At 73.9% G+C, this 25,779-nt stretch carries 22 protein-coding genes; 15 read left to right on the forward strand and 7 right to left on the reverse strand.

What is annotated here, in order from left to right:
• The first annotated feature begins 31 nt into the window (after positions 1 to 31).
• The 3 genes from valS to D7I47_RS01020 are packed head-to-tail and all read left to right on the forward strand — an operon-like array spanning position 32 to position 3,308.
• Positions 32 to 2,644 carry a valine--tRNA ligase gene (gene valS, locus D7I47_RS01010; RefSeq protein WP_120761322.1) on the forward strand — a complete coding sequence of 871 codons (2,613 nt, stop codon included), beginning with the start codon at positions 32 to 34 and terminating at the stop codon, positions 2,642 to 2,644.
• Positions 2,645 to 2,646: 2 nt separating this feature from the next.
• On the forward strand, positions 2,647 to 3,081 hold the full coding sequence (locus D7I47_RS01015; RefSeq protein WP_170154351.1) for a GNAT family N-acetyltransferase: 435 nt from the start codon (positions 2,647 to 2,649) through the stop codon (positions 3,079 to 3,081).
• A complete protein-coding gene (locus D7I47_RS01020; RefSeq protein ID WP_120761324.1) occupies positions 3,081 to 3,308 on the forward strand; it encodes a hypothetical protein in 228 nt (75 codons plus the stop codon). The genes D7I47_RS01015 and D7I47_RS01020 overlap by 1 nt, the downstream gene beginning before the upstream one ends.
• On the opposite strand, the gene D7I47_RS01025 is transcribed toward D7I47_RS01020, so the two are convergent.
• The 3 genes from D7I47_RS01025 to D7I47_RS01035 all read right to left on the reverse strand — a co-directional run bounded on the left by D7I47_RS01025 (position 3,305) and on the right by D7I47_RS01035 (position 5,681).
• Positions 3,305 to 4,195 carry an RNA polymerase sigma-70 factor gene (locus D7I47_RS01025; protein ID WP_120761325.1) on the reverse strand — a complete coding sequence of 297 codons (891 nt, stop codon included), beginning with the start codon at positions 4,193 to 4,195 and terminating at the stop codon, positions 3,305 to 3,307. The genes D7I47_RS01020 and D7I47_RS01025 overlap by 4 nt on opposite strands.
• Before the next feature lie 10 nt (positions 4,196 to 4,205).
• Positions 4,206 to 4,796, reverse strand: coding sequence for a carboxymuconolactone decarboxylase family protein (locus D7I47_RS01030; RefSeq protein WP_120761326.1), 591 nt, complete (start codon positions 4,794 to 4,796; stop codon positions 4,206 to 4,208).
• A 75-nt stretch (positions 4,797 to 4,871) separates the two neighbouring features.
• Positions 4,872 to 5,681 carry a class I SAM-dependent methyltransferase gene (locus D7I47_RS01035; protein ID WP_120761327.1) on the reverse strand — a complete coding sequence of 270 codons (810 nt, stop codon included), beginning with the start codon at positions 5,679 to 5,681 and terminating at the stop codon, positions 4,872 to 4,874.
• A gap of 36 nt (positions 5,682 to 5,717) precedes the next feature.
• Here D7I47_RS01035 and D7I47_RS01040 point away from each other — a divergent pair, with 36 nt between their 5' ends.
• The 6 genes from D7I47_RS01040 to D7I47_RS01065 all read left to right on the forward strand — a co-directional run bounded on the left by D7I47_RS01040 (position 5,718) and on the right by D7I47_RS01065 (position 12,702).
• Entirely contained in the window at positions 5,718 to 7,745 is a 2,028-nt protein-coding gene (locus tag D7I47_RS01040) for a M3 family metallopeptidase (RefSeq protein ID WP_120761328.1), read from the forward strand.
• 120 nt (positions 7,746 to 7,865) lie between these two features.
• Positions 7,866 to 8,885: an iron-siderophore ABC transporter substrate-binding protein gene (locus D7I47_RS01045; protein ID WP_120761329.1), complete on the forward strand. Its 1,020-nt coding sequence runs from the start codon at positions 7,866 to 7,868 to the stop codon at positions 8,883 to 8,885.
• A complete protein-coding gene (locus tag D7I47_RS01050; protein ID WP_120761330.1) occupies positions 8,882 to 9,928 on the forward strand; it encodes a FecCD family ABC transporter permease in 1,047 nt (348 codons plus the stop codon). Before D7I47_RS01045 ends, D7I47_RS01050 begins: the two co-directional genes overlap by 4 nt.
• Positions 9,925 to 10,998, forward strand: coding sequence for a FecCD family ABC transporter permease (locus tag D7I47_RS01055; protein ID WP_120761331.1), 1,074 nt, complete (start codon positions 9,925 to 9,927; stop codon positions 10,996 to 10,998). Before D7I47_RS01050 ends, D7I47_RS01055 begins: the two co-directional genes overlap by 4 nt.
• Complete coding sequence (locus tag D7I47_RS01060) at positions 10,995 to 11,795, forward strand: ABC transporter ATP-binding protein (RefSeq protein WP_120761332.1); 801 nt, start codon at positions 10,995 to 10,997, stop codon at positions 11,793 to 11,795. Before D7I47_RS01055 ends, D7I47_RS01060 begins: the two co-directional genes overlap by 4 nt.
• Entirely contained in the window at positions 11,785 to 12,702 is a 918-nt protein-coding gene (locus tag D7I47_RS01065; protein WP_120761333.1) for a siderophore-interacting protein, read from the forward strand. The genes D7I47_RS01060 and D7I47_RS01065 overlap by 11 nt, the downstream gene beginning before the upstream one ends.
• On the opposite strand, the gene D7I47_RS01070 is transcribed toward D7I47_RS01065, so the two are convergent.
• Positions 12,665 to 13,957: an MFS transporter gene (locus D7I47_RS01070; RefSeq protein ID WP_120761334.1), complete on the reverse strand. Its 1,293-nt coding sequence runs from the start codon at positions 13,955 to 13,957 to the stop codon at positions 12,665 to 12,667. The two genes, D7I47_RS01065 and D7I47_RS01070, sit on opposite strands and share 38 nt — an antisense overlap.
• A 66-nt stretch (positions 13,958 to 14,023) precedes the next feature.
• Here D7I47_RS01070 and D7I47_RS01075 point away from each other — a divergent pair, with 66 nt between their 5' ends.
• The 6 genes from D7I47_RS01075 (at position 14,024) to D7I47_RS01100 (ending at position 22,366) form a co-directional block, all read left to right on the forward strand.
• Positions 14,024 to 14,980: an ArsR/SmtB family transcription factor gene (locus tag D7I47_RS01075; protein ID WP_227000751.1), complete on the forward strand. Its 957-nt coding sequence runs from the start codon at positions 14,024 to 14,026 to the stop codon at positions 14,978 to 14,980.
• 94 nt (positions 14,981 to 15,074) lie between these two features.
• Positions 15,075 to 18,101 (forward strand): FtsX-like permease family protein, encoded by a 3,027-nt coding sequence (locus D7I47_RS01080; protein WP_120761335.1) that lies wholly within the window; start codon positions 15,075 to 15,077, stop codon positions 18,099 to 18,101.
• Positions 18,098 to 20,209 carry an FtsX-like permease family protein gene (locus tag D7I47_RS01085; RefSeq protein ID WP_120761336.1) on the forward strand — a complete coding sequence of 704 codons (2,112 nt, stop codon included), beginning with the start codon at positions 18,098 to 18,100 and terminating at the stop codon, positions 20,207 to 20,209. The genes D7I47_RS01080 and D7I47_RS01085 overlap by 4 nt, the downstream gene beginning before the upstream one ends.
• Positions 20,206 to 21,087, forward strand: a complete 882-nt coding sequence (locus D7I47_RS01090; protein ID WP_120761337.1) for an ABC transporter ATP-binding protein — start codon at positions 20,206 to 20,208, stop codon at positions 21,085 to 21,087. The genes D7I47_RS01085 and D7I47_RS01090 overlap by 4 nt, the downstream gene beginning before the upstream one ends.
• Positions 21,084 to 21,842 (forward strand): ABC transporter ATP-binding protein, encoded by a 759-nt coding sequence (locus D7I47_RS01095; protein WP_120761338.1) that lies wholly within the window; start codon positions 21,084 to 21,086, stop codon positions 21,840 to 21,842. The genes D7I47_RS01090 and D7I47_RS01095 overlap by 4 nt, the downstream gene beginning before the upstream one ends.
• 35 nt (positions 21,843 to 21,877) lie before the next feature.
• On the forward strand, positions 21,878 to 22,366 hold the full coding sequence (locus D7I47_RS01100) for an aromatic ring-opening dioxygenase LigA (RefSeq protein ID WP_120761339.1): 489 nt from the start codon (positions 21,878 to 21,880) through the stop codon (positions 22,364 to 22,366).
• Here the strand turns inward: D7I47_RS01100 and D7I47_RS01105 are convergent.
• The 3 genes from D7I47_RS01105 to clpX form a co-directional block, all read right to left on the reverse strand.
• A complete protein-coding gene (locus D7I47_RS01105; protein WP_120761340.1) occupies positions 22,363 to 23,544 on the reverse strand; it encodes a benzoate/H(+) symporter BenE family transporter in 1,182 nt (393 codons plus the stop codon). The two genes, D7I47_RS01100 and D7I47_RS01105, sit on opposite strands and share 4 nt — an antisense overlap.
• A gap of 66 nt (positions 23,545 to 23,610) precedes the next feature.
• Entirely contained in the window at positions 23,611 to 24,402 is a 792-nt protein-coding gene (locus tag D7I47_RS01110) for a ribbon-helix-helix domain-containing protein (RefSeq protein WP_120761341.1), read from the reverse strand.
• Positions 24,403 to 24,466: 64 nt separating this feature from the next.
• Entirely contained in the window at positions 24,467 to 25,744 is a 1,278-nt protein-coding gene (gene clpX / locus D7I47_RS01115; RefSeq protein ID WP_120761342.1) for an ATP-dependent Clp protease ATP-binding subunit ClpX, read from the reverse strand.
• Positions 25,745 to 25,779: the final 35 nt, after the last annotated feature.

Genomic DNA, 25,779 nt, shown 5'->3' on the forward strand with positions numbered 1-25,779 from the left:
GGTGCCGCACATAGCGAACCGGAGTACCTCGATGAGTGTCGCCATCCCCGAGAAGCCCGCCCTCGAAGGGCTCGAGGCCACCTACCGAGAGGTGTGGGAGCGGGAGGGCACCTTCCGGTTCGACCGGGATGCCGCGCTCGCCGCCGGCAAGGACGCCGTCTTCAGCGTCGACACCCCGCCGCCCACCGCATCCGGCAGCCTGCACATCGGTCACGTGTTCAGCTACACGCACATGGACCTCATGGCCCGCTACCAGCGCATGCGCGGCAAGCACCTCTTCTTCCCGATGGGTTGGGACGACAACGGCCTGCCCACCGAGCGCCGCGTGCAGAACTACTACGGCGTGCGCTGCGACCCGACCCTGCCCTACGTGCACGATTTCGTGCCCCCGCAGACCGGCGGCGAGAACAGCTCCGGCAAGGCCGCCGACCAGCAGCCCATCTCGCGCCGCAACTTCGTGGAGCTCTGCGAGAAGCTCACCGCCGAGGACGAGGTGCAGTTCGAGGAGCTGTGGCGCACCCTCGGCCTCTCGGTCGACTGGTCGCTCACCTACCGCACGATCGGCGCGGAGTCGCAGCGGGTCGCGCAGCGCGCCTTCCTGCGCAACCTGGCCCGCGGCGAGGCCTACCAGGCGGATGCCCCCACCCTGTGGGATGTGACCTTCCGCACCGCGGTCGCCCAGGCCGAGCTGGAGGACAAGGAGCAGCCCGCCGCCTACCACCGGGTGAGCTTCCACCAGCCGGGCGGCGGCACGATCGAGATCGAGACGACCCGCCCCGAACTGCTGCCCGCCTGTGTGGCGCTCGTGGCGCATCCGGACGACGAGCGCTACCAGGGCCTCTTCGGCACGACCGTCACCACCCCGATCTTCGGCGTCGAGGTGCCCGTGCTCGCACACCACCTCGCCCAGAAGGACAAGGGGTCCGGCATCGCCATGATCTGCACCTTCGGCGACGTGACCGACGTGGTGTGGTGGCGCGAGCTCGACCTGCCGAACCGCGCCATCATCGGCTTCGACGGCCGCATCCTCGCCCAGTCCCCCGCCGAGGAGCTCTTCACGGAGGCCGGCCGCGCCGCCTACGCCGAGCTCGCCGGCAAGACCGTGTTCAGCGCGAAGGCCCGCATCGTCGAGCTGCTCGCCGAGTCGGGCGACCTGATCGGCGAGCCCCGCAAGATCACCCACCCCGTGAAGTTCTTCGAGAAGGGCGACAAGCCGCTCGAGATCGTCTCGACCCGTCAGTGGTACATCGCCAACGGCGCGCGCGACGAGGCGCTGCGCGAGGAGCTGCTCGCGGCGGGCCGGGAGCTGCAGTTCCACCCCGACTTCATGCGCGTGCGCTACGAGAACTGGGTGGGCGGCCTGACCGGCGACTGGCTCATCTCGCGTCAGCGCTTCTTCGGCGTGCCGATCCCCGTCTGGTACCCGCTCGACGAGCACGGCGAGGCGCTGCGCGAGCAGCCGATCGTGCCCGACGAGGCATCCCTGCCCGTCGACCCCTCCTCGGATGCCGCCCCCGGCTACGACGAGTCGCAGCGCGGCGTGCCCGGCGGCTTCGTCGGCGAGCTCGACATCATGGACACCTGGGCCACCTCGAGCCTCACCCCGCAGATCGCGGGCGGCTGGGTCGACGACCCGGAGCTCTTCGAGCTCGTGTTCCCGTATGCGCTCCGCTCGCAGGGCCAGGACATCATCCGCACCTGGCTGTTCTCGACCGTGCTGCGCGCCCGCCTCGAGCACGGTGAGACGCCGTGGCGGCACGCCGGCATCTCGGGCTTCATCGTCGACCCCGACCGCAAGAAGATGTCGAAATCGAAGGGCAACGTGGTGACCCCGCAGGGCCTGCTCGACGAGCACGGCTCGGATGCGGTGCGCTACTGGGCGGCGTCGTCGAAGCTCGGCACGGACGCGGCCTTCGACCCGCAGAACCCGAAGACAATCAAGATCGGTCGCCGGCTCGCGATCAAGGTGCTGAACGCCGCGAAGTTCGTGTACGGGTTCCCGAGTGGTTTCGATACGCCGGCCGCGCCGGCTACTCAACCAGCGGGGGGCGGGGCGACCGTCACCGAGCCGCTCGACGTCGAGCTGCTCGCCGAGCTCGGCCGCGTCGTCGAGGAGGCGACCCGTGCCTACGAGGCCTTCGACCACGCGCGCGCCCTCGAGGTGACGGAGCAGTTCTTCTGGACCTTCTGCGACGACTACCTCGAGCTCGTCAAGGAGCGCGCCTACACGGGCGAGGGCGCCGCGCAGGCCTCCGCCGTGGCGGCGCTGCGCACCGCGATCGACGTCATGCTGCGGCTGCTCGCCCCCGTCATCCCCTTCGCGACCGAGGAGGTGTGGCGCTGGACCCACGAGGGCTCGGTGCACACCGCCGCGTGGCCGTCGACCCTCGAGCTCGGTGCGCACGGCGAGCCCCGCGGGCTGCTGCCGGCGGTCTCGGCGGCGCTCATCGGCATCCGCCGCGCGAAGACGGATGCCAAGGCCTCGCAGAAGACCGAGGTGCGCTCGGCGACGCTCGCCGGCCCGGCGCTGCTCGCCGAGGCCGCCGACGACCTGCGCGCGGTGGGCCGCATCGAGCGTCTCGACCTCGTGACGGCCGACGAGGTCGCCGTGACGGATGTCGTGCTCGCTGAGGCCGCGGAGTGACCGTGACCGTGCGCGAGCTGCGCGCCGGCGACCTGCCGGTCTGGCGCGAGCTGTTCCGCGCCTACGGCGTCTTCTACGAGACGGAGTTCTCCGAGGAGCTGCTCGACCGCGTGGGGGCGCTGCTGCTCGAGCCAGGCTCCGGCATCGACGCGCTCGTCGCCGAGCGGGACGGCGCGGTCGTCGGCTTCGCCCACTACCGCTCGCACCCCGACACCTTCTCGGGCGGGCGCGACTGGTATCTCGACGACCTGTTCGTGACGCCCGAGGTGCGCGGTACGGGTGCCGGGCGCGCCCTCATCGAGGCGATCGCCGCGAAGACGGAGGGCACCGGCGGGTCGCTGCGCTGGATCACCGCCGACACCAACGAGACCGCGCAGGCGCTCTACGACAGGGTCGCCACCCGCACCCGCTGGGTCACCTACGAGGTGCGCCGCTGATGCAGCTCGGCACGCGGTGGGCGGTCGGCGGCGAGGTGCCGCCGCGGGTTCCGGATGCGATGGTCGCCGCGATCCGCGAGGTCGAGGCGGAGGTGGCCGGGCTCGACACGGCCCAGTGGCGCTGGACGCTCACCTGGCTCGAGGGGCGCCCGATCGCCGAGCTCGACGACGGCACCCGGCTGCGGCTCACCGCGGACGGGGCCGTGCTCCGCGACCGGCTCGACTAGCGCGAGGCGAGCTCCGCCTCCGCGTCGAGGTTGCCGAGCTTGTCGGGGTTGGCGATCGAGTGCACCATGGCGACGCGCCCGCCCGCGATCGTGAGGCTCGCGACGCCCACGAGCCGCCCGTCGAGCTCCAGCCGGAGGGCCGGCTGGCCGTTGACCCAGGCGGCCGTCGCCACCACGAGGCCCCCCGCCTTCGCCATGCCGCCGACGAGCAGCCGCGCGAGCCGATCGGCGCCGATGACCGGCCGCCGCGCCGCGCCCCGCACCTTGCCGCCGCCGTCCGCCACCGAGACGACGTCGGGCGCGAGCACGTCCATGAGCCCCTGCAGGTCGCCCGTGTTGAGGGCGACGACGAGCCGCCCCATCACCTCCTCCTGCTCCGTCCGGTCCACGCTCATCCGCGGACGGCGGGCGGCGACGTGCTCCTTCGCCCGGTGCGCGATCTGACGCACGGCCGCCGACGACTTGCCGACCGCATCCGCGATCTCCTCGTACGACAGGTCGAACACCTCGCGGAGCACGAAGACGGCCCGCTCGGCGGGCCCGAGGGTCTCGAGCACGGTGAGCATCGCGATCGACACGTTCTCGGCGAACTCGACGTCGTCGGCGACGTCGCGGGAGGTGAGGAGCGGCTCGGGAAGCCACTCCCCCACGTAGTCCTCCCGGCGGCGCGAGAGGGTGCGCAGCTGGTTGAGCGCCTGCCGCGTGACGATGCGCACGAGGTAGGCGCGCGGCTCGCGGATCTCGGCGCGGTCCACGGTCGCCCACCGCAGCCACGACTCCTGCAGCACGTCCTCGGCGTCGGCCGCGGAGCCGAGCATCTCGTAGGCGACCGTGAAGAGCAGCCGGCGGTGCACGATGAACGGGTCGTCGCCGTCGTCGTCGGACATGAGCGCGAGCCTACGCCGCACCCTGCGCGGCGCCCCGGAGGGCGAGCGGCGGCAGCTCGCAGGCGTCGGCGAACCCCTCCGAGCGGATGCCGAGGGCGACGTTCATGCGCGAGGACATGTTGATGAACCCGACGCGCGCCGCCAGCTCGACGAGCGCCGCGGGTCCGAGCTCCGCGAGCAGGGCATCCGACAGCTCGTCGGTGACCGCGGGCGGCGTCTGGCTGGCGGCCTCCGCGTACTCCATGACCCGCCGTTCGAGCGGGCTGAAGACCTGCGACTCGCGCCAGACCGGCACCTCGCGCACCTTCGCCTCGTCGAGACCGTGGTTGTGGGCCAGGTAGTAGTTGAAGTCGAGGCAGAAGCTGCACCCGATGAACGCCGCCGCCGCCATCGTCGCGTAGGACGCGAGGTCGGGGTCGAGCTCGTTCCAGCGCTCGACCTTGCCGCCGAAGCCCATCGCGTCCTTCATGATCGGCCGGTGGTGCCAGAGCACCCCGACCGAGTCGGGGACCCTGCCCACCATCCGGCGCGCGGCGAACTTCACGAGCGCGCCGTACAGGCCGGTGACCTCGGTCGGGGGGATGCGGGTGTCGGTGGACATGTCGTGCTCCTGTCGTCGGATGGTTTCCTTCGACATGCAGACACCGGCCGCGGCCGGCGTGTGACAGCTCGCGCGCTACTTCCGGGCGAGGATCTCGCCGTGCGGGAACACCATCCAGCCGTCGGGGTCCTCGGCCCAGTGCGCCCAGGCCGAGCTGATCGCCTCGAGGTCGGCGCGCGTCGCGAGCTCCTTGCCGAGCGCGTCGCCCGCGAACGCCGAGGCGAGCACGCGGTCGCGCCACATGCCGCCCCACCAGCTGCGCTCCTCCTCGTCCGAGAAGCACCAGACGGATGCCGTGGAGGCGACCGCGGTGAAGCCCGCCTCGTGCGCCCACTGCTTGAGCCGGCGGCCGGCATCCGGCTCGCCCCCGTTGCTGCGGTGCACGCGCTGGTAGAGGGTCGCCCAGGCGTCGAGGCCGAGGGTCTGCGGGTGCAGCACGACGCCCGCGTAGTCGCACTCGCGCACCGCGACGACGCCGCCGTCGGCGACCACCCGGCGGAACTCGACGAGCGCCTCGACGGGGCGCCCGAGGTGCTGCAGCACCTGGTGGGCGTGCACGACGTCGAACTCTCCGTCGGCGTAGGGCAGCGCGTAGGCGTCGGCGACGTGGAACTCGACGTTCGTCACGCCGCGCTCGGCGGCGTGGGCGCGCGCCTGCGCGACGACCTCCTCGGAGGCGTCGACGCCGACGACGCGCCCCGGCGCGACGAGCTCGGCGAGGTCGACCGTGATGGTGCCGGGGCCGGCACCGACGTCGAGAAGCGACATCCCGGGTCGCAGCTCCGGCAGCAGGTAGGCGGCCGAGTTGTGGGCGGTGCGCCAGATGTGGGAGCGCAGCACGGTCTCGTGGTGGCCGTGGGTGTAGCGCTCGTCGGGGGTGGTCATCGCGCCAATCTAGCGGGATCTCCCTAGGCTGGATGGATGACCAATCCGTTCTTCGCGGACAGCGCGCTGCCCTACCTGCTTCCCGATTTCGCGGCCGTGCGCGACGAGCACTACCGCGAGGCCTTCGACCGCGGGATGGCGGATCAGCTCGTCGAGGTCGCGGCGATCACGGCCGATGCGGCGCCGCCCGACTTCGAGAACACGATCGTGCCCCTCGAGCGCTCGGGCGCGATCCTCGACCGCGTGGCGACCGTGTTCTACACGCTCAGCTCGGCCGACACGACCGAGTACATCCAGGAGCTCGAGGAGGAGCTCGCCCCGCGGCTCGCCGCCCACCACGACGCGATCGTGCTGGATGCCGCCCTCTTCGCGCGCATCGACGCCATCCACCGCGCCGCCCAGGAGGACGCGGAACGCCTCGACGACGAACAGCGCTACCTCGTGCACCGCCGGCACACCGAGATGGTGCTCGCGGGCGCGGCCCTGGGGGATGCCGACAAGGAGCGCCTGCGCGAGCTGAACCAGCGCATCTCGACGCTCACGACGCGCTTCGAGAAGCACCTGCTCGACGACACGAACGAGCTCGCGGTGCACCTCACCGACGAGTCGGAGCTCGCGGGCCTCGCGCCGGGCGAGCTGTCGGCGGCCCACGAGGCGGCCGCCTCGCGCGGCCTCGACGGCTGGCTCGTCACCCTCGTGCTGCCGACCGGCCACCCGTGGCTCGGCACGCTCGAGAACCCCACCACCCGGGCGCGCATCATGGCCGCCTCGCGGGCGCGCGGCATCCGCGGCGGCGACCACGACAACACGGACCTCGTGCTCGAGCTCGTGCGGGCCCGGGCCGAGCGCGCCCGACTGCTCGGCTTCCGCGACCACGCCTCCGTCGTGACGGCGGATGAGACCGCCGGCTCCCCCGCGGCCGTCGCCGCGCTGCTCACCCGGCTCGCGCCGCCCGCCGCCCGCAATGCGGACGCCGAACGCGCCGAGCTCGCCGAGGTGACGGGCTCCTCGATCACCGCCTCCGACTGGGCCTTCGCGGCCTCCGCCGTGCGCCGGGAGCGCTACGACCTCGACACCGCGGCGCTGCGCCCCTGGTTCGAGGCCGAGCGCGTGCTGCAGGACGGCGTGTTCTTCGCCGCCTCGCGGCTCTTCGGCCTGAGCTTCTTCGAGCGCACGGACCTGCGCGGCTGGAACGACGAGGTGCGGGTGTTCGAGGTGAGCGACGACGACGGCGCCGTGGGCCTGTTCCTGCTCGACCTCTACACGCGCGACTCGAAGCGCGGCGGGGCCTGGATGAACTCGCTCGTGGCCCGCAACGAGCTGCTCGGGCATCCCTCGATCGTCACCAACAACCTCAACGTGCCGCGGCCCGCGGCCGGCGAGCCGACCCTGCTGACCCTCGACGAGGTGGAGACGCTGTTCCACGAGTTCGGGCACGCGCTGCACGGCCTGTTCGCGCACGCGCGCTACCCGAGCCTCGCGGGCACCCGGGTGTTCCGCGACTTCGTGGAGTTCCCGAGCCAGGTCAACGAGATGTGGGCGATGTGGCCCGAGGTGCTCGCGAACTACGCGCGGCACCACGAGACGGGCGAGGCGCTCGACGCGGGCGTCGCGCAGCGCCTGCGCGACGCCGAGCGCTTCGGCCAGGGCTTCCGCACGAGCGAGTACCTGCAGGCGGCGCTGCTCGACCAGGCCTGGCACGGCCTCGACGTCGAGGAGGCCGCCGCGGTGACGGATGTCGCCTCCTTCGAGGCGGCGGCGCTCGCGCGCGCGGGGCTCGCCGACGACGCGATCCCCCCGCGCTACGCCACCACCTACTTCGCACACGTGTTCTCGGGCGGCTACGACGCGGGCTACTACTCGTACATCTGGAGCGAGGTGCTCGACGCCGACACGGTGGAGTGGTTCCGCGAGAACGGCGGCCTGAACCGCGAGAACGGCGAGCGTTTCCGGCGCCGGCTGCTGCAGACGGCGGGCACCCGCGATCCGCTCGCGGCGTTCCGCGACTTCCGCGGGCGCGACGCCCGCATCGAGCCGCTCCTGGAGCGCCGCGGGCTGTCCTGACGCGCCACGCGCGGGCGCGGATGCGGGTTTGACACGGTGGGGTCCGGTGAGTTTAGGCTTACCTAAGTGCTCCCGATTTAGGTGAGCCTCACCTCATCCCCCTCCACCGAAAGGATCCTCGTGCGCGTCCTCCGCACCCTTCCGGTCGTCGCCGCCGCAGCCCTCGTGCTGTCGGCCTGCGCCGGCACCCCCTCCCCCGAGACCCAGCTGGACGCGGCATCCGGAGGCGACGCCTTCCCGGTCACCATCCAGCACGCCTTCGGCGAGACCACCATCGCGAGCAAGCCGGAGCGCGTGGCGACGGTCGCCTGGTCGAACCAGGAGGTGCCGCTCGCGCTCGGCGTCGTGCCCGTCGGGATGCCCGAGGTCACCTGGGGCGACGACGACGGCGACGGCGTGCTGCCGTGGGTGGAGGACAAGCTCGAGGAGCTCGGCGCCGAGACCCCGGTGCTCTTCAACGAGGACGACGGTCTCGACTACGAGGCCATCGCCGACACGAACCCCGACGTGATCCTCGCGGGCTACTCGGGCCTCACCGAGGAGGAGTACGAGACCCTCTCGAAGATCGCGCCCGTCGTCGCCTACCCCGAGGTCGCCTGGGGCACCTCGCTCGAGGACATGATCCGCATCGACGCGAAGGCGCTCGGCCTCTCCGATGAGGCGGAGGCCCTCATCGACGAGTTGCACGGCGAGATCGACGCGGCGCTCGAGGCGAACGCGGTCATCAAGGACAAGAAGATCGTCTTCAGCTGGATCGACCCGAGCGACTTCAGCCAGATCGGCTTCTACACGACCCTCGACACCCGCCCCGGCTTCCTCAAGGACCTCGGCCTGCCGGTTCCGGAGGTCGTCGAGCAGGAGTCGGCCGGCACCGACTCGTTCTACACGAGCGTGAGCGCCGAGGAGGCCGACCGCTTCGCCGACGTCGACATCTTCGTGACCTACGGCGATCCGGGCAGCGACATCGTCGCCCAGATGCAGGCCGACCCGCTGCTGTCCAAGATCCCGGCGATCGCCGCGGGCCACGTCGTGATCCTGCCGGACGCGACGCCGCTCGCCGCATCCGCCAACCCCTCGCCGCTCTCGATCGGGGCCACCATCGGCGACTACTTCGCCCTGTTCGCCGCCCAGGCCGGGTGACGACCGCACTCGGCTCCCTGACGCCGCCGGACGCCGCCTCGCTGCGGCGTCCGGCGGTCGTCCGCGTCGCCTGGTTCCTCGCCGCGCTCGCCCTGCTGGCCGTCGCCTCGGTGCTCTCGCTCGCGATCGGCACGCGCGTCGTCTCGCTCGACGAGGTGCTCGCGGGGCTCGGCGGCGACACGAGCACGATCGGCGCGGCCGCGGTCGCCGTGCGCATCCCGCGCACCGTGCTCGCGATCCTCGTCGGCGCGGCCCTCGCGCTCTCGGGCACCACCCTGCAGGGCGTCACCCGCAACCCGCTCGCCGACCCCGGCATCCTCGGCCTCTCGGCGGGCGCCTCGCTCGCGGTCGTCACCGGGATGGCGTTCTTCGGGCTGTCGAACCCCGTCGCCGTGCTCGTCGTGGCGATCGTCGGCTCGGCCGCCGCCGGCGTCTTCGTCTACGCGATCGGCTCGCTCGGCCGGGAGGGCGCGACACCCCTCAAGCTCGCCCTCGCGGGCGCCGCGACGACCGCGGCGCTCGGCTCGCTCGTGAGCGCGATCCTGCTGCCGCGCATCGAGGTCATGAACTCGTTCCGGTTCTGGCAGATCGGCGGCGTCGGCGGCGCCGTCTGGGACCGCATCCTCCTCGTGCTGCCCGCCCTCGTGGTCGGCGCCGTGCTCGTGCTCGTCATGGCGCGCGGCATGAACTCGCTCGCGCTCGGCGACGACGTCGCCACGGGCCTCGGCGAGCACGTCGGCCGCACTCGCCTCATCTCGGCGCTCGGCGCCTTCATCCTGTGCGGCGCGGCCACCGCGATCGCGGGCCCCATCGGCTTCGTCGGCCTCATCGTGCCGCACCTGTGCCGGCTCGTCGTCGGCACCGACCATCGCTGGCTGCTGCCGTTCACGGCCGTCACGGGCGCCGTGCTGCTGACCGCGGCGGATGTCGTGGGCCGCGTCATCGCGCGCCCCGACGAGGTCGAGGTGGGCATCGTCACGGCGCTCATCGGCGCCCCCGTCTTCATCGCGCTCGCCCGGCGCCGGAAGGTGCGTGAACTGTGAGCGCCGCCACGGCATCCCCCGCCCGCCCCGCACCGGTCGCCCCCGACGCCCTCGCGACCGTCGTCGCCGGGCGTCGCGCGCGCGGTCGCCGCCGCCTCTGGCGCACCGTCGCGCTCGCCGCGCTCGTCGTCGCGGCGTTCGCGACGACCCTCATGGTCGGCAACACCTTCTACGGACCGGATGCCGTCATCCGGGTGATCCTCGGGCAGCAGGTTCCCGGCGCCTCGTTCACGGTCGGCGAGCTGCGCCTGCCGCGAGCGAGCCTCGGCGTGCTCGCGGGCTTCGCGTTCGGCGTCGCGGGCGTCACCTTCCAGACCATGCTGCGCAACCCGCTCGCCTCCCCCGACATCATCGGCATCACCTGGGGCGCGAGCGCCGCGGCCGTCGTCGGCATCGTCGTGCTGTCGCTCGGCGACACGGGCGTCTCGGTGCTCGCGCTCGCGGGCGCGCTCGTCACCGCCCTCGCCGTGTACCTGCTCGCCTACCGGCGCGGGTTCTCGGGGGCGCGGCTCATCCTCATCGGCATCGGGGTGGCGGCGATGCTCGAGAGCGTCGTGTCGTGGGTGCTCTCGCGCGCCTCCGAATGGGACATGCCCGCCGCGATGCAGTGGCTCGCGGGCAGCCTCAACGGCGCCGACTGGGACGGCATCGCCCCGCTCGCGTGGGCCTCGCTCGTGCTCGTGCCCGTCATGTTCGTGCTCTCGCGCGAGCTCGGGCCGCTGCGCCTCGGCGACGACTCGGCCGCCGCCCTCGGCGTGCGCGTGCAGTTCGTGCGGCTCGCGCTCATCCTGGGCGCCGTCGCGCTGCTCGCCTTCGCGACCGCGGCCGCCGGCCCCATCTCCTTCGTCGCCTTCATGGCCGGCCCCATCGCGGGCCGCCTGCTCGGCCCCGGCGCCCCGCTGCTGCTGCCGGCTGGCCTCGTGGGCGCGCTGCTCGTGCTCGTCGCCGACCTGGTCGGCCAGTTCGCCTTCGACGCCCGCTACCCGGTCGGCGTCGTCACCGGCGCCCTCGGGGCGCCGTTCCTCATCTACCTGCTCGCCCGCACGAGCCGCCGCGGAGGCACGCTATGACCCTCGACCACCGCCTCGAAGCGCGCGAGGTCACGCTCGCCTACGGCGACCGCACGGTCGTCGAGCGGCTGAGCCTCGACGTCGCACCCGGGCGCATCACCGCGATCGTCGGGGCGAACGGCTGCGGCAAGTCGACGCTGCTGCGCGCCCTCGCCCGCCTGCTCTCCCCCGCGAGCGGCGAGGTGCTGCTCGACGATGCCCCGCTGTCCGCGCGGCCCTCCAAGCAGCTCGCCCGCGTGCTGGGGCTGCTGCCGCAGAGCCCCGTCGCACCCGAGGGCATCACGGTCGCCGACCTCGTGGGCCGCGGGCGGCATCCACACCAGCGCCTGCTCGCCCGCTGGAACGCCCACGACTACGAGGCCGTCGCCGCCGCGCTCGCCGCGACCGGCACGACCGAGCTGGCCGACCGCAGCGTCGACGAGCTCTCGGGCGGCCAGCGGCAGCGGGTGTGGATCGCGCTCGCGCTCGCCCAGGAGACCGACATCCTGCTGCTCGACGAGCCGACGACCTTCCTCGACGTCGCCCACCAGATCGAGGTGCTCGACCTGCTCGCCGAGCTCGGCCGCGACCGCGGCACCACGATCGTCATGGTGCTGCACGACCTGAACCTCGCCGCCCGCTACGCCGACCAGCTCGTCGCCATGCACGAGGGACGCATCGTCGCGAACGGCGCACCCTCGGACGTGCTGACACCCGAGCTCGTGGAGCAGGTGTTCGGCATCCGCAGCCACGTCATCCCCGACCCGGTCTCCGAGACCCCGCTCATCGTCCCCATCGGAAGGCACCATGTCCGCTGAAACCCTCGCCCGCCCCGTGACCGAACCGTGGGGGTTCTTCCGCGTCGAGGTGGTGCGCATCGACGAGCTGACGCCCACCTTCCGCCGCTTCCTGCTGCGGCCGGTCGGCGAGGAGCGCCTCGCCGACCCCGGCTTCGACCAGCGCATCAAGGTCGTGCCGCCGAGCCCGCAGGGCATCGACGCGATGCCGACCGACCCGGAGTGGTACGCGGCCTGGCGCGCCCTGCCCGCCGAGCAGCGCCCGCCGTTCCGCACATACACGATCCGCGGCTTCGAGGGCGAGGGGCTGCTCGTCGACTTCGCGCTGCACGGACCCGACGGCCCCGCCGCCCGCTGGGCGATCGACGCGGCGCTCGGCGACGAGCTGCTCGTGCTCGGCCCGCGGGCCGTGCACCCCGGCCCCCACGGCGGCATCGACTTCGTGCCGCCCGCGAGGAGCGACCACCACCTCCTCGCGGGCGACGAGACGGCCGCGCCCGCGATCGCCCGCATCCTCGAGCAGCTGCCGGCGGATGCGCGCGGCACCGTCGTCGTGGAGCTCCCGGAGGAGGCGGATGCCGCCTACCTGCCCGCGCATCCGGGGTTCACGGTGCACGCCCTCGCGCGCGGCGGGCGTCCGCACGGCGAGGCGCTCGTCGAGCGGGTCGCGGCCGTCGCCGCGGAGCACCTCGAGGCGCATCCGGGTGCCGAACCGGAGGAGGTCGACATCGACGAGGGCCTGCTCTGGGAGGTGCCGCGCAACGCGCGCGGCGGGGCGGCGCTCAAGAGCGCACCGCTGTACGCGTGGCTCGCGGGCGAGGCGGGCACCATCACCGCGATCCGGCGTCACCTCGTGAAGGAGCTCGGCATCGACCGCCGCGCCGTCGCGTTCATGGGGTACTGGCGGCAGGGTCGCGCCGAGAACTGAGCTGCGCCGCGGAGCGGTAGGCGACCCCCGTCACGCCGACCGCCGAGACGAGGAACATCGCGCCGAGCAGCAGCCAGCCCGCGAGACCGTGCTCGAGCGCGGTGACGGCGATCACGAGGGGCGCCGCGAGCCCCGCGAGCGAGAAGCCCATCGCGTAGACGCCCTGGTAGGCGCCCGCGGATGCCGGGTCGGCGAGCTCGAAGCTGAGCCCCCACGCCCCCGCCTGGGAGAGGATCTCGGCGAGGGCGTGCAACACGGTGCCGGCGAGCAGCAGCACCACGGCGAGCGCGAGCCCCGCACCTCCCGCACCGCCGTAGGCGGCGCAGGCGAGCGCCATGAGCACACCCGAGACGGCCGTCACCGTGCCCGCGCGCCGCAGATCGTGCGTGCCGCGCGAGAGCGGCACCTGCAGCGCGATCACGAGCACCGTGTTGGCGATGAGCATGATCGACAGCAGCCACTCGGGCGCGACCGTGTCGTGCACGAGCCAGAGCGGGATGCCGACGTTCGTCACGGCGAACTGGATCGCGAAGACGGCGGCGAACGCCGAGAACAGCAGGTAGCGGCGGTCGCGCCACGGCGACCGGCCGGCGCCCACGGGGGCAGGCTCCGCCGCATCCGCCTCCCCTTCGGCGGGTCCGTCGACGCGCGCCGGCAGACGCAGCAGCGCGAGCGCGCACAGCGCGTAGGCGGTGCCGCCGACGAGCAGGATCGCCCGGTACGCCTCGGGGGTGCCGAGCGCGAGGGCGATCGCCGCGACGCCGCTGCCGATCGTGATGCCGATGTTCGTCACGGTGCGCAGCACGGCGCGGCTCGTCACCCGGCCCTGCCCGACGAAGGCGTGCGCGATGATCGCGGCGCGCACGGCCCCGTTGGCGGACATGCCGATCGAGGCCGCGACCTCCGCGAGGATCGCCTGCCAGAGCTCCGTCACGAGCACGAAGCTCGCGAGCGCGAGACCCGTGAGCACGACGCAGCCGATGAGCAGGCGCCGGGCGGAGACCCGGTCGGCGAGATGCCCGCCGAGGTAGGAGAACAGCACCGACACCGCGGCGCCCACCGTGAAGACGAGCGCCACCTGGTCCGCCGGCAGCCCCACGATGATCGTGAGGTACAGCACGACGAGGGTCAGCGTGATCCCGCGTCCCACCGTGCTGATGAGCGTCGCGACGGTGAGGGCGCGCAGCACGGGCTCGGCGAGCGTCGCCCGGATCCGTTCGAGGAGCGGAGGCCGGGCGGGGGTGGTGCGGGTCACCGGTCAGTTCTCGCACAGTCGCCGTGGCTGCGGTAACGATGTAGCGTTGCGCTACATGGTGGGCGCATGGTGCTGAGGTACCGGCTCGTGGACGCCGACATCGGCGGCATCCGGTTCGGCATCTCGCCGCTGTGCGAGCTGGGGCTGTCACTGCGCGCCATCCGCGACCCCGGCGCCTTCCCGTTGCAGCTCGGCTGGCTGCGCCGCACCGAGGCGGCGCGCAGCCGCATCGACATGACGACCCTCATGGCGCTCATCGACGACCGGCTGTGGACGCCCGACTTCCTGAACCCGCGCCCCGCATCCCCCCTCACCCGCATCGACGAGGAGTTCGCGGCGCTCGAGGCACTCGACCCCGACGTCTTCACCCACGACCTCGAGGCCGTGCACGGCCGGGTGCCGGCCCCGCTGCGCGGCGACCGGCCGGCCGCCATCCGGCGCACCGTCCGCGCCCTCCGCCAGCTCTGGGACGAGGCGTTCGCCCCGCACTGGCCGCGCATGCGCGCCGTGCTCGAGGCGGATGTCGTGTACCGCGGGCGCCGCATCTCGCGGCACGGCCTGGCCGACATGTTCGGCGGGCTGTCGTCGACGGTGTCGTTCGACGGCACCGTCGTGTCGATCGCGCTGCGCGATCCCACCGACCGCGAGTACGCGGGCGCGGGCCTCACCCTCGTGCCGACGATGTTCACCCGCCGCGCCTCGGCCCCCGTCGGTGACGGCCCGCCCATGCTCATGTACCCGGCCCGGGGCCAGGGCGCCCTGTGGGAGACCGAGGCGGTGCCGGACGTCGACGCCGTCGCCGCGCTGCTCGGCGCCTCGCGCACGCGCCTGCTCGCGGCGCTCGGCCAGCCGGCATCGTCGACGGAGCTGGCGGTGCGCTTCGACGTGACCCCCTCGGCCGTCAACCAGCACCTGCGCGTGCTGCGCGACGCCGGCCTGCTGACGGCCGTGCGCTACGGCCGCAGCGTGCTCTACCTGCGCTCGGAGCTCGGCTCGGCGCTGCTCGCCGCGGGCGGCGCGTGACCCGCCGACGCACCCGCGGCGGTTCGCGCGCGATAGCCTGACCCGACCGCACGTTCCGCCCGCCCCGGAGGCCGCCCTGTTCTCTCTCACCCGGTTGCGACGGCACGCGGGCGTCTTCGGCAGCCTGCTGGCCGTCGCGGCGATCGTCACGGGCCTCGCCCTCGGGGTGCTCGGCATCATCGACCGCGCCTCGGCGACCGGGGTGCGCGCGGAGCTCGCCGACCGCACGGGCGAGGAGGGTGCGCTGCGGGCGACGCTGCGGCTGACGGGCGATCCCGTCTCCTCCGATACGCGGATGCGGGCGGCGATCGCCGACACCTTCCGCGACGGCGACCGCGAGGTGCCGGTGACCGTGCGCCACGAGCTGCGCTCGGGCCGCGCCGTGCCGTTCACCCGCGTCGACCCGGGCGATGCCGCGGCATCCGATGCTCCGGCTGCGACTCTCGCGCTCGCGGGCATCCCCGACCTCGCCGACGCCGCGGAGCTCACGGCCGGCCGGTGGCCCGCATCGGCCGCCGAGGCCGCGCTGCAGGCGGATGCGGCGACCGCGCTCGGTCTCGACGCCGGCGACCGGATCGAGCTCGCCGGCCGGGTGCTCGAGATCTCGGGCCTGTGGCGGGTCTCGGACGCGCTCGACCCGCGCTGGGTGGCGGATCCCCTGCTCGTCTCGGGCGACGACGGCACGGGCCGCGGCAACCTCGGGCCGCTCGTCGTCGACGAGTCGGTGGGGGCCGCCGTCGGCGCCGACCGCCTCGACTCCTGGACGATCGTCCCCCGCGTCGCCGAGCTCGAGCCGCACGACCTCGCCGCCATCGCGATCGCGTGGGGCGCTTTCCCCGACACGGCCGATGCCCTCGACCTCGGTGCGCTCGTCGACCAGGACGGCCTGCTCGCCATCACCGCACGCGACCTCGACCGCCGCGTGCGCGCGCTCGACGCGACCGGCCCCGCGTCGCTGCTGCTCGTCGCCATGATCGCGCTCGTGACCTTCGTCGAACTCGGCCGGCTGCTCTCCGAGGTGCGCCTGCGCGAGCTCGGCCTGCTGTGGGCGCGCGGCGCGACGCCCGGCGAGGTCGCCGCCGCGACCGCGGCCGAGGCGGCCATCGCCGCCGGTGCCGGTGCGGCGCTCGGCGCCGGCCTCGCCGCGACGCTCGTCGCGGCGGGCGACCCGGGCGGCCTCGCCCGGCTCGGCGCGAGCTGGGGTGCGATCCCGGCGGGCGTCGTCGCGGCCGCCGTGCTCGCCGTCGCCGCGCACGGCCTGCTCGCGACACGACGCGCCGCCCGTCCCGACGACCCCGCGCGGACGGGGCGCGGCCAGCGCATCGCCGGCGGCGGCCTCGTGGTGCTGGTCGCCCTCGCCGCGGGGCTCGCGACGTGGCAACTGCGCCTCTACGGCTCGCCCGTGACCCGCGATGCCGAGGGGGGCAGCTCCGTGGACGCGATCGCGGTGAGCGCCCCCGCGCTGCTCGTCGCGGCGCTCGCGCTGGGCGGCCTCCTGCTCTTCCCCCGGATCGCACGGGCCGCCGAGCGACGCGCGTCACGCGATCCGCGGGCCATGCGCGCTCTCGTGGCGCGCAGCCTCGCGCGGCGTCTCGCACTCGCCGCGACCCCCATCGCGCTCGTCGCGCTCGCGGGCTCGCAACTGCTCGTCGCGGCCGGCTACGCCGGTTCGTGGGAGCGCTCCCACGCCCAGACCCACGCCCTCCGCGCCGGCGCCGAGCTGCGCGTCGACGCCGGCCCCGTGGGCCTCGACGGCACCGCGCTCGCGACGCTCGCGGCCACCCCCGGCGTCGACCGGGTCGCCCCCTCCCCGCGCGACCTCGTCGAACTCGCCGACGAGGACGTGCGCGTCGTCGGCATCGGCGCCGACGCGCTGCGCGAGCTCGGACTCGACGGCGGCACGCTCGACCTCGCGGCGCTCGCCGACGGCATCCGCGTCGCCCCCGCCGGCACCGCCCTCCCGGTGGGCGCCGCACGCGTCGCCGCCGTGCTGAGCACCCCCGAAGGACTCGCGCCGGTGCGGGTGACGCTCTGGCTGCAGACGGCCGACGGCCTGCTGCTGCGCGCCGACGCCACCCCCGGCCCGGACGGCTACACGGTGCCGGTCCCCTCGCGACCCGACACCGAGTGGCGGCTCGTGGCCCTCGACGTCGAGCTGCCGTTCTCGATGGATGCCTTCGACGGCATCCCGGTCGAGCTCGACTCGCTGCGGGTGGACGGCGCCGCACTCGCCGTGGGCGCCGGCTGGCGCGGCACGAGCCTGTTCGACGGCTCGGCGCTCGAGGCGACCGGGACGAACGGCGCCGTCGTGCTGCCCGGCGGGGGCGCCCGGTTCATGCAGGCCGGCCCGGACCGGGCGGTACCGATCGCGGTGTCGCGCACCGTGGCCCGGCTCATGGGTTCGACCGTCGGCACCGAGTTCGCCCTGCCGCTCACGGGCGGCGACCTGCGCGTGAGCGTCGCGGCGATCGTCGACGGCGTGCCGGGATCCGACCGCAGCGCCGCGATCCTCGTCGACGCCGGGACGCTCGAACTCGCCGCGCTCCGCAGTCTGCCTGAGCCACCCGACCCGGAGGTGGTCTGGGTGGGATCCGCGCAGCCGGCCGGGACGGCCGAGGCGCTGCGGGACGCCCTCGGCGGCGGTGTGCGCGTCGTGCTCGCGAGCGACGACCCGGTCGCCCGCATGCTCGCCGCCTCGCGCGTCGTGTTCTGGGCGACGGCCGCCGGGTCCGCGGCGCTCGCGCTCGTCGCCCTCGGGGCGGTCGCGGGGGCCCAGCTCGGATCCCGCCGCGACGAGACCGCCGTGCTGCGCGCGCTCGGCTTCTCGGCGCGGCAGCAGGGCGCCCAGCGGCGCCGCGAGCTCGGGGCGGTCGTCGGCTACGGCGCGCTCGTCGGACTCGTCGCGGGAGCAGTCGTCGTGGCCGTGCCGATCTCGACCTTCGTGCGGGCCGCGATCCCCGACGTGTACGACTCGGTCGCGACGGAGGTGCGCGTCGACCTCCTCGGGCTCGCGATCGGCGCGGGCGCGTTCGGGCTCGCCGTGGCGATCCTCATCGCCGGCTACGGCGCGATCGTCGAGCGTCAGGCCCTCGGCGCCCGGGTTCCGGAGGACTCCCGATGAGCAGACTGTCGACGCCGGGCCTGCTCGGCACCCACCTGCGCTCCGGCATCGGGGCGGATGCGCTCATCGCCGTGCTCGTGGCGATCACGGTGTTCGCGGCGGCCGCGGTGCCGAGCGCGCTCGCGGCGCTCACCACCGCGCAGCTGCGGTACGCGGCATCCGAGCTCACCGCGGCGCGCCGCGACCTCACCGCGACCGGGCCGCTCGGCGCGCAGTTCGGCGAGACGACCGACCCCGCCGCCCGGCTCGACCACCTCGACCGCAGCGTCGACGGCTTCCCCGCCTGGTACGGCGAGCCGCTCGACAGCGCGCTCGGCGACGGTTTGTGGGTCGCCACGGCGCGGCCCGACGCGGCCTCGCCGCGCGAACCCGCCGTCTCCGCGCCGCCGCTCACCCTGCAGCTCGCCCTCGATCCCGGCTGGGACTCCCGGGTGCGACTCGTCGCCGGATCGCCGCCCGCGACGTGGGACGACGCGGACGATCCGCTGCCCATCGCGATCTCGGCGGGTCTCGCCCGGCAGCTCCAGCTCGAGGTGGGCGAGCTGATCGACAGCACCGAGGTGCTCGAGGTCGCCGCGATCTACGAGGCCAGCGACCCCGCCGACCCCTACTGGCAGCACATGCCGCTGCTGCTCGAACCGCTCACCGCGGCACCGCCGGGGGCATCCATCTCCGCCGCGACGTACGTCGCACCGGAGAGCGCCCGCCTGCTCGCCCCGCGGCTCGGGAGCGCCACCGTGACCACGTGGTGGCCGGTGCTGACCGACCAGCTCACCGCGGCGGGGACGCCGGCGCTGCTCGCCTCGCTCCGCGAGACCCCCGCGCTCGGCCGCTACGTGATCTCGGGCACCGAGCTGCGCTTCGCGAGCGAGCTGCCGGACGCCCTCGACACCGCGACGGCGCGGACCGGATTCGTCGTCGCCCTGTTCGCGCTCCTCGCCACGGGACCGCTCGGCGTCGTGCTCGCGGTCGACGGGCAGGCGGCGCACGCCGTCGTCGCCCGACGCCGCGCCGCGCTCGCCCTCTCCGCCGCGCGAGGCGCCTCCGCCCGGCAGCTGCGCGGCGCGATGGCCGTCGAGGGTCTGCTCATCGGCGTACCCGCGGCGGCCCTCGGCTACCTCGCGACGCGGCTCGCCTTCCCGGGCGAGTTCTCGTGGACGGGCGCGGGCTTCGCGATCCTCTTCGGGCTCGCCCCCGCGGTGCTGCTCGCGGTGCTCAGCCCGGTGCGGGCGGGCGCGGGCGAGCGGGCCGACCTCGCCGTGCGCTCCCGGAGCGGGGCACGCTGGGTCGCCGAAGCGGCGGTGCTCGGGGTCACCGCACTCGCGGTGTTCCTCGTCTTCCGTCGCGGTCTCGCCGCCTCGGCCGCACAGGTGGGGGTCGACCCCCTGCTCACCGCGGTGCCCCTGCTGCTCGCGGTCTCGGGCTGCGTGCTCACGCTGCGCCTCTACCCCGCCCTCCTGCTGCTCGTGCACCGCACGGCGCGGGCCCGGCCGGGCGCCGTCCCGCTGCTCGGCGCGGCACGTGCCGTGCGCACGCCCGCGCTCGGCTTCGCGACCGGGTTCGCCCTGCTCGTCGGCATGTCGATCTCGGTGTTCTCGGTCGGCGTCGCCTCAACCATCCAGTCGGCGCTCGACACCGCCGACCCCGCCGCGGGCGCGATCTCGCCCGACGAGCCGGTGCTCGCGGGGCTGCGGCTGACGCTGCTGCTGGGGGCGGTCGCGGCGATCCTGCTCGGGGCGCTCGCCGTCGTGCTCGGCTCGGTCGCCGCATCCGGTCCGCGCAACCGTCTGCTGGGCGTCGCGCGCGTGCTGGGCTTCTCGCGGCGCCAGCTCGGAGCGCTCGTCGGCTGGGAGCTCGCGCCGCTCGCGATCGTCGCGCTCGTCGTCGGCACGGCGGTGGGCGCGGGCGAGCTGCTGCTCGTCGTCGCGGCGTTCGACCTGCGCCCCTTCCTCGGGACCACGGATGCCGTGCTCCCCGTCCTCGACCCGGTGCAGGTCGGGCTCGTGGTCGCGGTGTTCGCGGCCGTCGTGCTCGCGGCCGGCCTCGCGACCGCGTCGATCGCCCGCCGGGTAAGCCCCGTGAGCAGCATCAAGATGGGAGCGGAATGACCGCGCAGATCCGGTGCACCGACCTGGTGCGCATCTACACCGCCGTCGGGGTGGAGGTGCAGGCCCTGCAGGGTCTGACCCTCGAGGTCGAGCGGGGCGAGCTCACCGCGATCGTCGGCGCCTCCGGCTCCGGCAAGTCGACCCTGCTCGGCATCCTCTCCGGGCTCGACACCCCGACGGCCGGCCGCGCCGAGGTCGCCGGGCACGACCTGCTCACGATGACGGCCCGCGAGCGCACCCGGTACCGGCGCGAGACCGTGGGCTTCGTCTTCCAGCAGACCGCGCGCAACCTGCTGCCGTACTACACGGCGGCCCAGAACATCGCCCTCGCCCTCGCGCTCGCCCACCGTCCGCGCGCCGAACGCGCGCCGCGCGTCGACGAGCTGCTGGGGCTGCTCGGCATCGAGGGGGTGCGCGACCGGATGCCCGCGCAGATGTCGGGGGGCCAGCAGCAGCGCGTGGCGATCGCGGTGGCCCTCGCGAACTCCCCCGAGGTACTGCTCGCCGACGAGCCGACGGGCGAGCTCGACGAGGCGAACTCGGTGCTCGTGCTCGAGACGCTGCGCGACGTCAACGAGCGGCTCGGGGTGACGGTGCTCATCGTGACCCACGACGACACGGTCTCGGGCCACGTGCGCCGGACCGTGCAGATCCGCGACGGCCGCACCTCGACCGAGGTGCTCCGCCACACGCGCACCGACGAGACGGGCGCCGAGCACCACGTCGAGCGAGAGTACGCGGTGCTCGACCGGGTGGGGAGGCTCCAGCTGCCGCACGAGTACCTCGAGCGCCTCCGGATGCGCGACCGCGTGCGCCTCGAGCTCGAACGCGACCACGTGCAGGTGCACCCGACGGGCGACGAGGAGGACGGGCGATGAGCGAGGTCGGGACGGGCGAGGTCGTGCTACGCGCGGACGGGCTCAGCCGCAGCTACGGCGCGGGCGAGACGGCCGTGCACGCGCTCGTCGACGCATCCCTCACCCTCGGCTCGGGTGAGCTCGTGATCGTGCGCGGCGCCTCGGGCTCCGGCAAGACGACCCTGCTGAACCTGCTCGGCGGGCTCGACACGGCGGATGCCGGGCGCGTGCGCCTCGGAGACACCGAGCTCACGACCGCGTCGGAGGCGGAGCTCGTCGAGGTGCGGCGGCGGCGGATCTCCTATGTGTTCCAGTCGTTCGCCCTGCTGCCGGCGCTCTCGGCGGCCGAGAACGTCGAGATCCCGCTGCGGCTGCTCGCCGTCCCCGCCGCCGAACGCGACGCGCGGGTGCGCGAGCTGCTCGAGCTCGTGGGCCTCGCGGGTCACGCCGAGCAGCGGCCCGCCGAGCTCTCGGGCGGTCAGCAGCAGCGGGTCGCCCTCGCCCGTGCACTCGCCAACCGTCCCGAGCTGCTCATCGCCGACGAGCCGACCGGCCAGCTCGACTCGCGCACCGCCGAGGCGATGATGACCCTCATCGCCGCCCTCGTGCACGAGCAGGGGGTCGCCGCGATCCTCACGACGCACGACCCGCGCATGGTCGCGGCGGCCGACCGGCTGCTCGAGATGCACGACGGGCACCTCACCGAGATCCCCCTGGAACGCGGCCGCCACCGGGCCCGCGCCGAGACCTCGACAGGCGCCGACGCCTCCCGTTAGGGTGACGGCAACGACCGTTCGGGGAAGGGAACCTCATGTCTGCGCAGTCCACCACCGTCGTCCTGCCGGCCCGCGCCGCCGGGCTCGCCCGGCTCACCGGGCTCGCCGGGATCCTGGGCGGCATCCTGCTGATCATCACGGCCGCCGCCGTCTGGATCACCGTCTCGACCGAGCTGCGCGCCGAGAACATCGTCATCCCCGACGACGCGATCGCCTTCCAGGGCAAGGTCGTCGACGGCCCCATCGACGCCCTCATCCAGGCGGAGATCATCCGCGAGCACGCGCTCGACGCGAGCGACGGCAAGACCTATGCGGAGCTCGACCGCGAGGACCCGCTGCGCGCGACGGTCATGAACGCCTCGTTCCTGCGCACCTCGCTGTTCACCTCGGTCGTCTCGTTCGGCGTCGCCCTGCTCGCCGCCGGCGTCGGGGTGCTGTTCATCCTGTTCGGGCTCTCGCTGCGCGCGGTGGTCCCGTCGCCGCGCAAGGCGGCAGCGCCCGTCGCGCCCGCGACCGACGTCTAGGCGGTGACGCGGCGGGGCCGCCGCCCGTTGAGCCCCAGCATCGCGACCCCGCCCGCCACGAGGCCCCAGAACGCCGAGCCGACGCCCGCGACGGCGATCCCGGATGCCACGACGAGGAAGGTGATGACGGCCACGAGCCGCGTCGCCGGCTCCTCGAACGCCGTCGTCGCCGCGCTCGCGAACGCGCCGAAGAGCGCGAGCCCCGCGACGGCCGTGATGAGCAGCGGCGGGCTCACCGCCACGAGCACGGTCGCGGCACCCGCCCCGACGCCGAGCACGAGATAGGCGGCGCCCGCGGTGACCGACGCGATCCAGCGCCGTCCGCGATCCGGATGCGCGTCGGGGCCCGCCATGAGCGCGGCCGTCAGCGCCGCGAGGTTGATCGTGTAGCCGCCGAAGACGGCGCCCGCGGCGGTCGCCGCACCCGTGCTCGCGAGGATCGCGCGGGCGGGCGGGTGCGGGTAGCCGAACGTCGTGAGCACCGCGAAGCCGGGCACGTTCTGCCCCGCCATCGTGACGACGTAGAGCGGGATCCCGAGCCCCACGAGCACGGCCGGGTCGAACACCGGCCAGGTCACCGTCACCGTCGGCAGCAGCTGCGCGCCCGCGAGGTCGGCGCCCTCGCCCGAGACGATCACGACGACGACCGTCATGACGACCGCGGCCGGCACCGCCCACCGCGGCGCGAGGCGGGCCAGCAGCAGCCAGACGCCGACGACCGGCAGCGCGAGCGCCGGCAGCTGCACCGAGGCGAGCACGGGCGCCACGCAGATCGGGAACAGGATGCCGGCGAGCATGGCGCTCGCGATCGGCTTCGGGATGCGCGTCATCGTCCGGGCGAGCGCGGGCCACAGCCCCGTCACGAGCAGCAGCACGCCGCACAGCAGGAAGGCGCCCACCGCCGCCCGGTAGTCGCCCGTCGTCGCCTCCGCCGCGACGAGCACGGCGGCACCCGGCGTCGACCACGCGAAGCTCAGCGGCATCCGATACCGGAGCCCCAGCACGATCGCGACCACGCCCTGCATGACGCACAGGGCGAGCAGACCGGATGCGGCCTCGGCGTCCGAGGCTCCGACGGCGTGCAGGCCCGCCACGACGATCGCGAAAGAGCTCGCGAAGCCCGTGACGGCCCCCACGATCCCCGCGCCGATCGGCTGGGCGACATCCGATGCGCTCATGGGGAACGAGCCTAGGGGCCGCTCCGCCGTGTGACGGCGGGCCGCCTGCGCACCCGTGGCCGGGGGCTACGGGGCGGTATCGAGGGCGCGGGCGAGCAGTTCGCGGGCGAACTGCTCGCGCGGCACGCCGGCCGTCTGCGCCGCGGCGTCGAGCCGCGCCGCGAGCTCGGGGTCGAGCGCGAGCATGTCGGGAGCCGGCGGCACCGCCTCGTGCGGCGCGTGGCCGGCGCCCTCCCGCCGCAGCACGAGGCCGAGCACGGGCAGCGCGATCGTGCCGAGCACGTCGAGGATCGCGATGACGCCGAAGATGCGCCAGTAGGTCTCCCCGTTCTCGTAGCCCGGGATCTCCCCGTCGCTCAGCGTCGGCACGGCGAGCATCACGGCGACCACCGCGATCGCGACCAGCGTGATCCCGAGGGCGATCCGGATCGCGAGCTGCGGTCGGTCGGCGAGCAGCAGCAGCAGGTTCGCCTGGGCGAGGCTCAGCGCGGCGATGGAGAGCACGGCGAGCGCCTTCCACCAGAAGGTCGCCCCGTCGTCCCACTGGGAGCCGATGTAGTACCAGATGAGCACGAGCGCGCTCGCCGCCGCCCCCACGCTCACGGCGATGCCGACGTAGCCGACCGCGCGCACGGCGCGGCGCACGACCGCCAGATGGCACAGCGCCGTGGTGCCGAAGGCCGCCACGGTGAGCGTCGTCAGCAGGATCTGGCCCTGCAGTTGCCCGAAGTCGCCGCTCAGCAGGGCGAAGATGCCGAGCGCCGCCGCGACGACGAGCGAGACGATGATCGCGATCACGGCGACGCGGCGCACACCGCGCAGCACGGACAGGGCGGGTGCGACGGCGGTGTCGGTCATGCCCCGAGCCTAACCACACCGCCGGAGGCGGTGGCTGAGCTCCGCACCCGCGATCCGGGACGGGTTACGCGGACTTCTCGGCGCGACGCGCCGGACGCGGCACGATCGTGGGGGCCGCGTTGTCGATGACGGCCTCCTTGGTGACCACCACGCGGGCCACCTCGTCGCTCGACGGCACCTCGAACATGATCGGCCCGAGCACCTCCTCCATGATGGCGCGGAGGCCGCGGGCACCCGTCTGGCGGAGCACCGCGAGGTCGGCGATCGCCTCGAGCGCCTCGGGCTCGAACTCGAGCTCGACGCCGTCGATCTGGAACATGCGCTGGTACTGCCGCACGAGCGCGTTCTTCGGCTCGGTGAGGATCTCCATGAGCGCCGACTGGTCGAGCGGCGACACGGTCGTCACGACCGGGAGCCGGCCGATGAACTCGGGGATTAGGCCGAACTTGTGCAGGTCTTCCGGAAGCACCTCGGAGAACAGCGTGGCCTCGTCGCGCTTGCTGTGCAGCGGGGCGCCGAAGCCGATGCCGCGGCGGCCGACGCGCGCCGAGATGATGTCCTCGAGGCCCGCGAACGCGCCCGCCACGATGAACAGCACGTTCGTCGTGTCGATCTGGATGAACTCCTGGTGCGGGTGCTTGCGCCCGCCCTGCGGCGGCACCGAGGCGACCGTGCCCTCGAGGATCTTCAGCAGCGCCTGCTGCACGCCCTCGCCCGAGACGTCGCGCGTGATCGACGGGTTCTCGGCCTTGCGGGCGATCTTGTCGACCTCGTCGATGTAGATGATGCCGTTCTCGGCCCGCTTGACGTCGTAGTCGGCGGCCTGGATGAGCTTCAGCAGGATGTTCTCGACGTCTTCGCCGACGTAGCCCGCCTCGGTGAGCGCCGTGGCATCCGCGACCGCGAACGGCACGTTGAGCCGCTTCGCGAGGGTCTGGGCGAGGTACGTCTTGCCGCAGCCGGTGGGGCCGATGAGCAGGATGTTGGACTTCGCGATCTCGACGTCGTCGAGCATCGAGTCGGCGGCCGTGAGGGTCTGGCGGGCGCGGATGCGCTTGTAGTGGTTGTAGACCGCGACCGAGAGCGCGCGCTTGGCGGCCTCCTGGCCGATCACGTACTCCTCGAGGAAGGCGAAGATCTCCTTCGGCTTCGGGAGGTCGAACTCGCTCGAGGTCTCCTCGCCGGCCTCGGCCAGACGCTCCTCGATGATCTCGTTGCAGAGCTCGACGCACTCGTCGCAGATGTAGACGCCGGGGCCCGCGATGAGCTGCTGCACCTGCTTCTGGCTCTTGCCACAGAAGGAGCACTTGAGCAGGTCGGCGCTCTCACCGATGCGTGCCATCCCGGTCTCCCTCCGAAGCGGTACCGGCAGCCTAA

The sequence above is a fragment of the Protaetiibacter intestinalis genome (assembly GCF_003627075.1).
Classification (GTDB): Bacteria; Actinomycetota; Actinomycetes; order Actinomycetales; family Microbacteriaceae; genus Homoserinibacter; species Homoserinibacter intestinalis.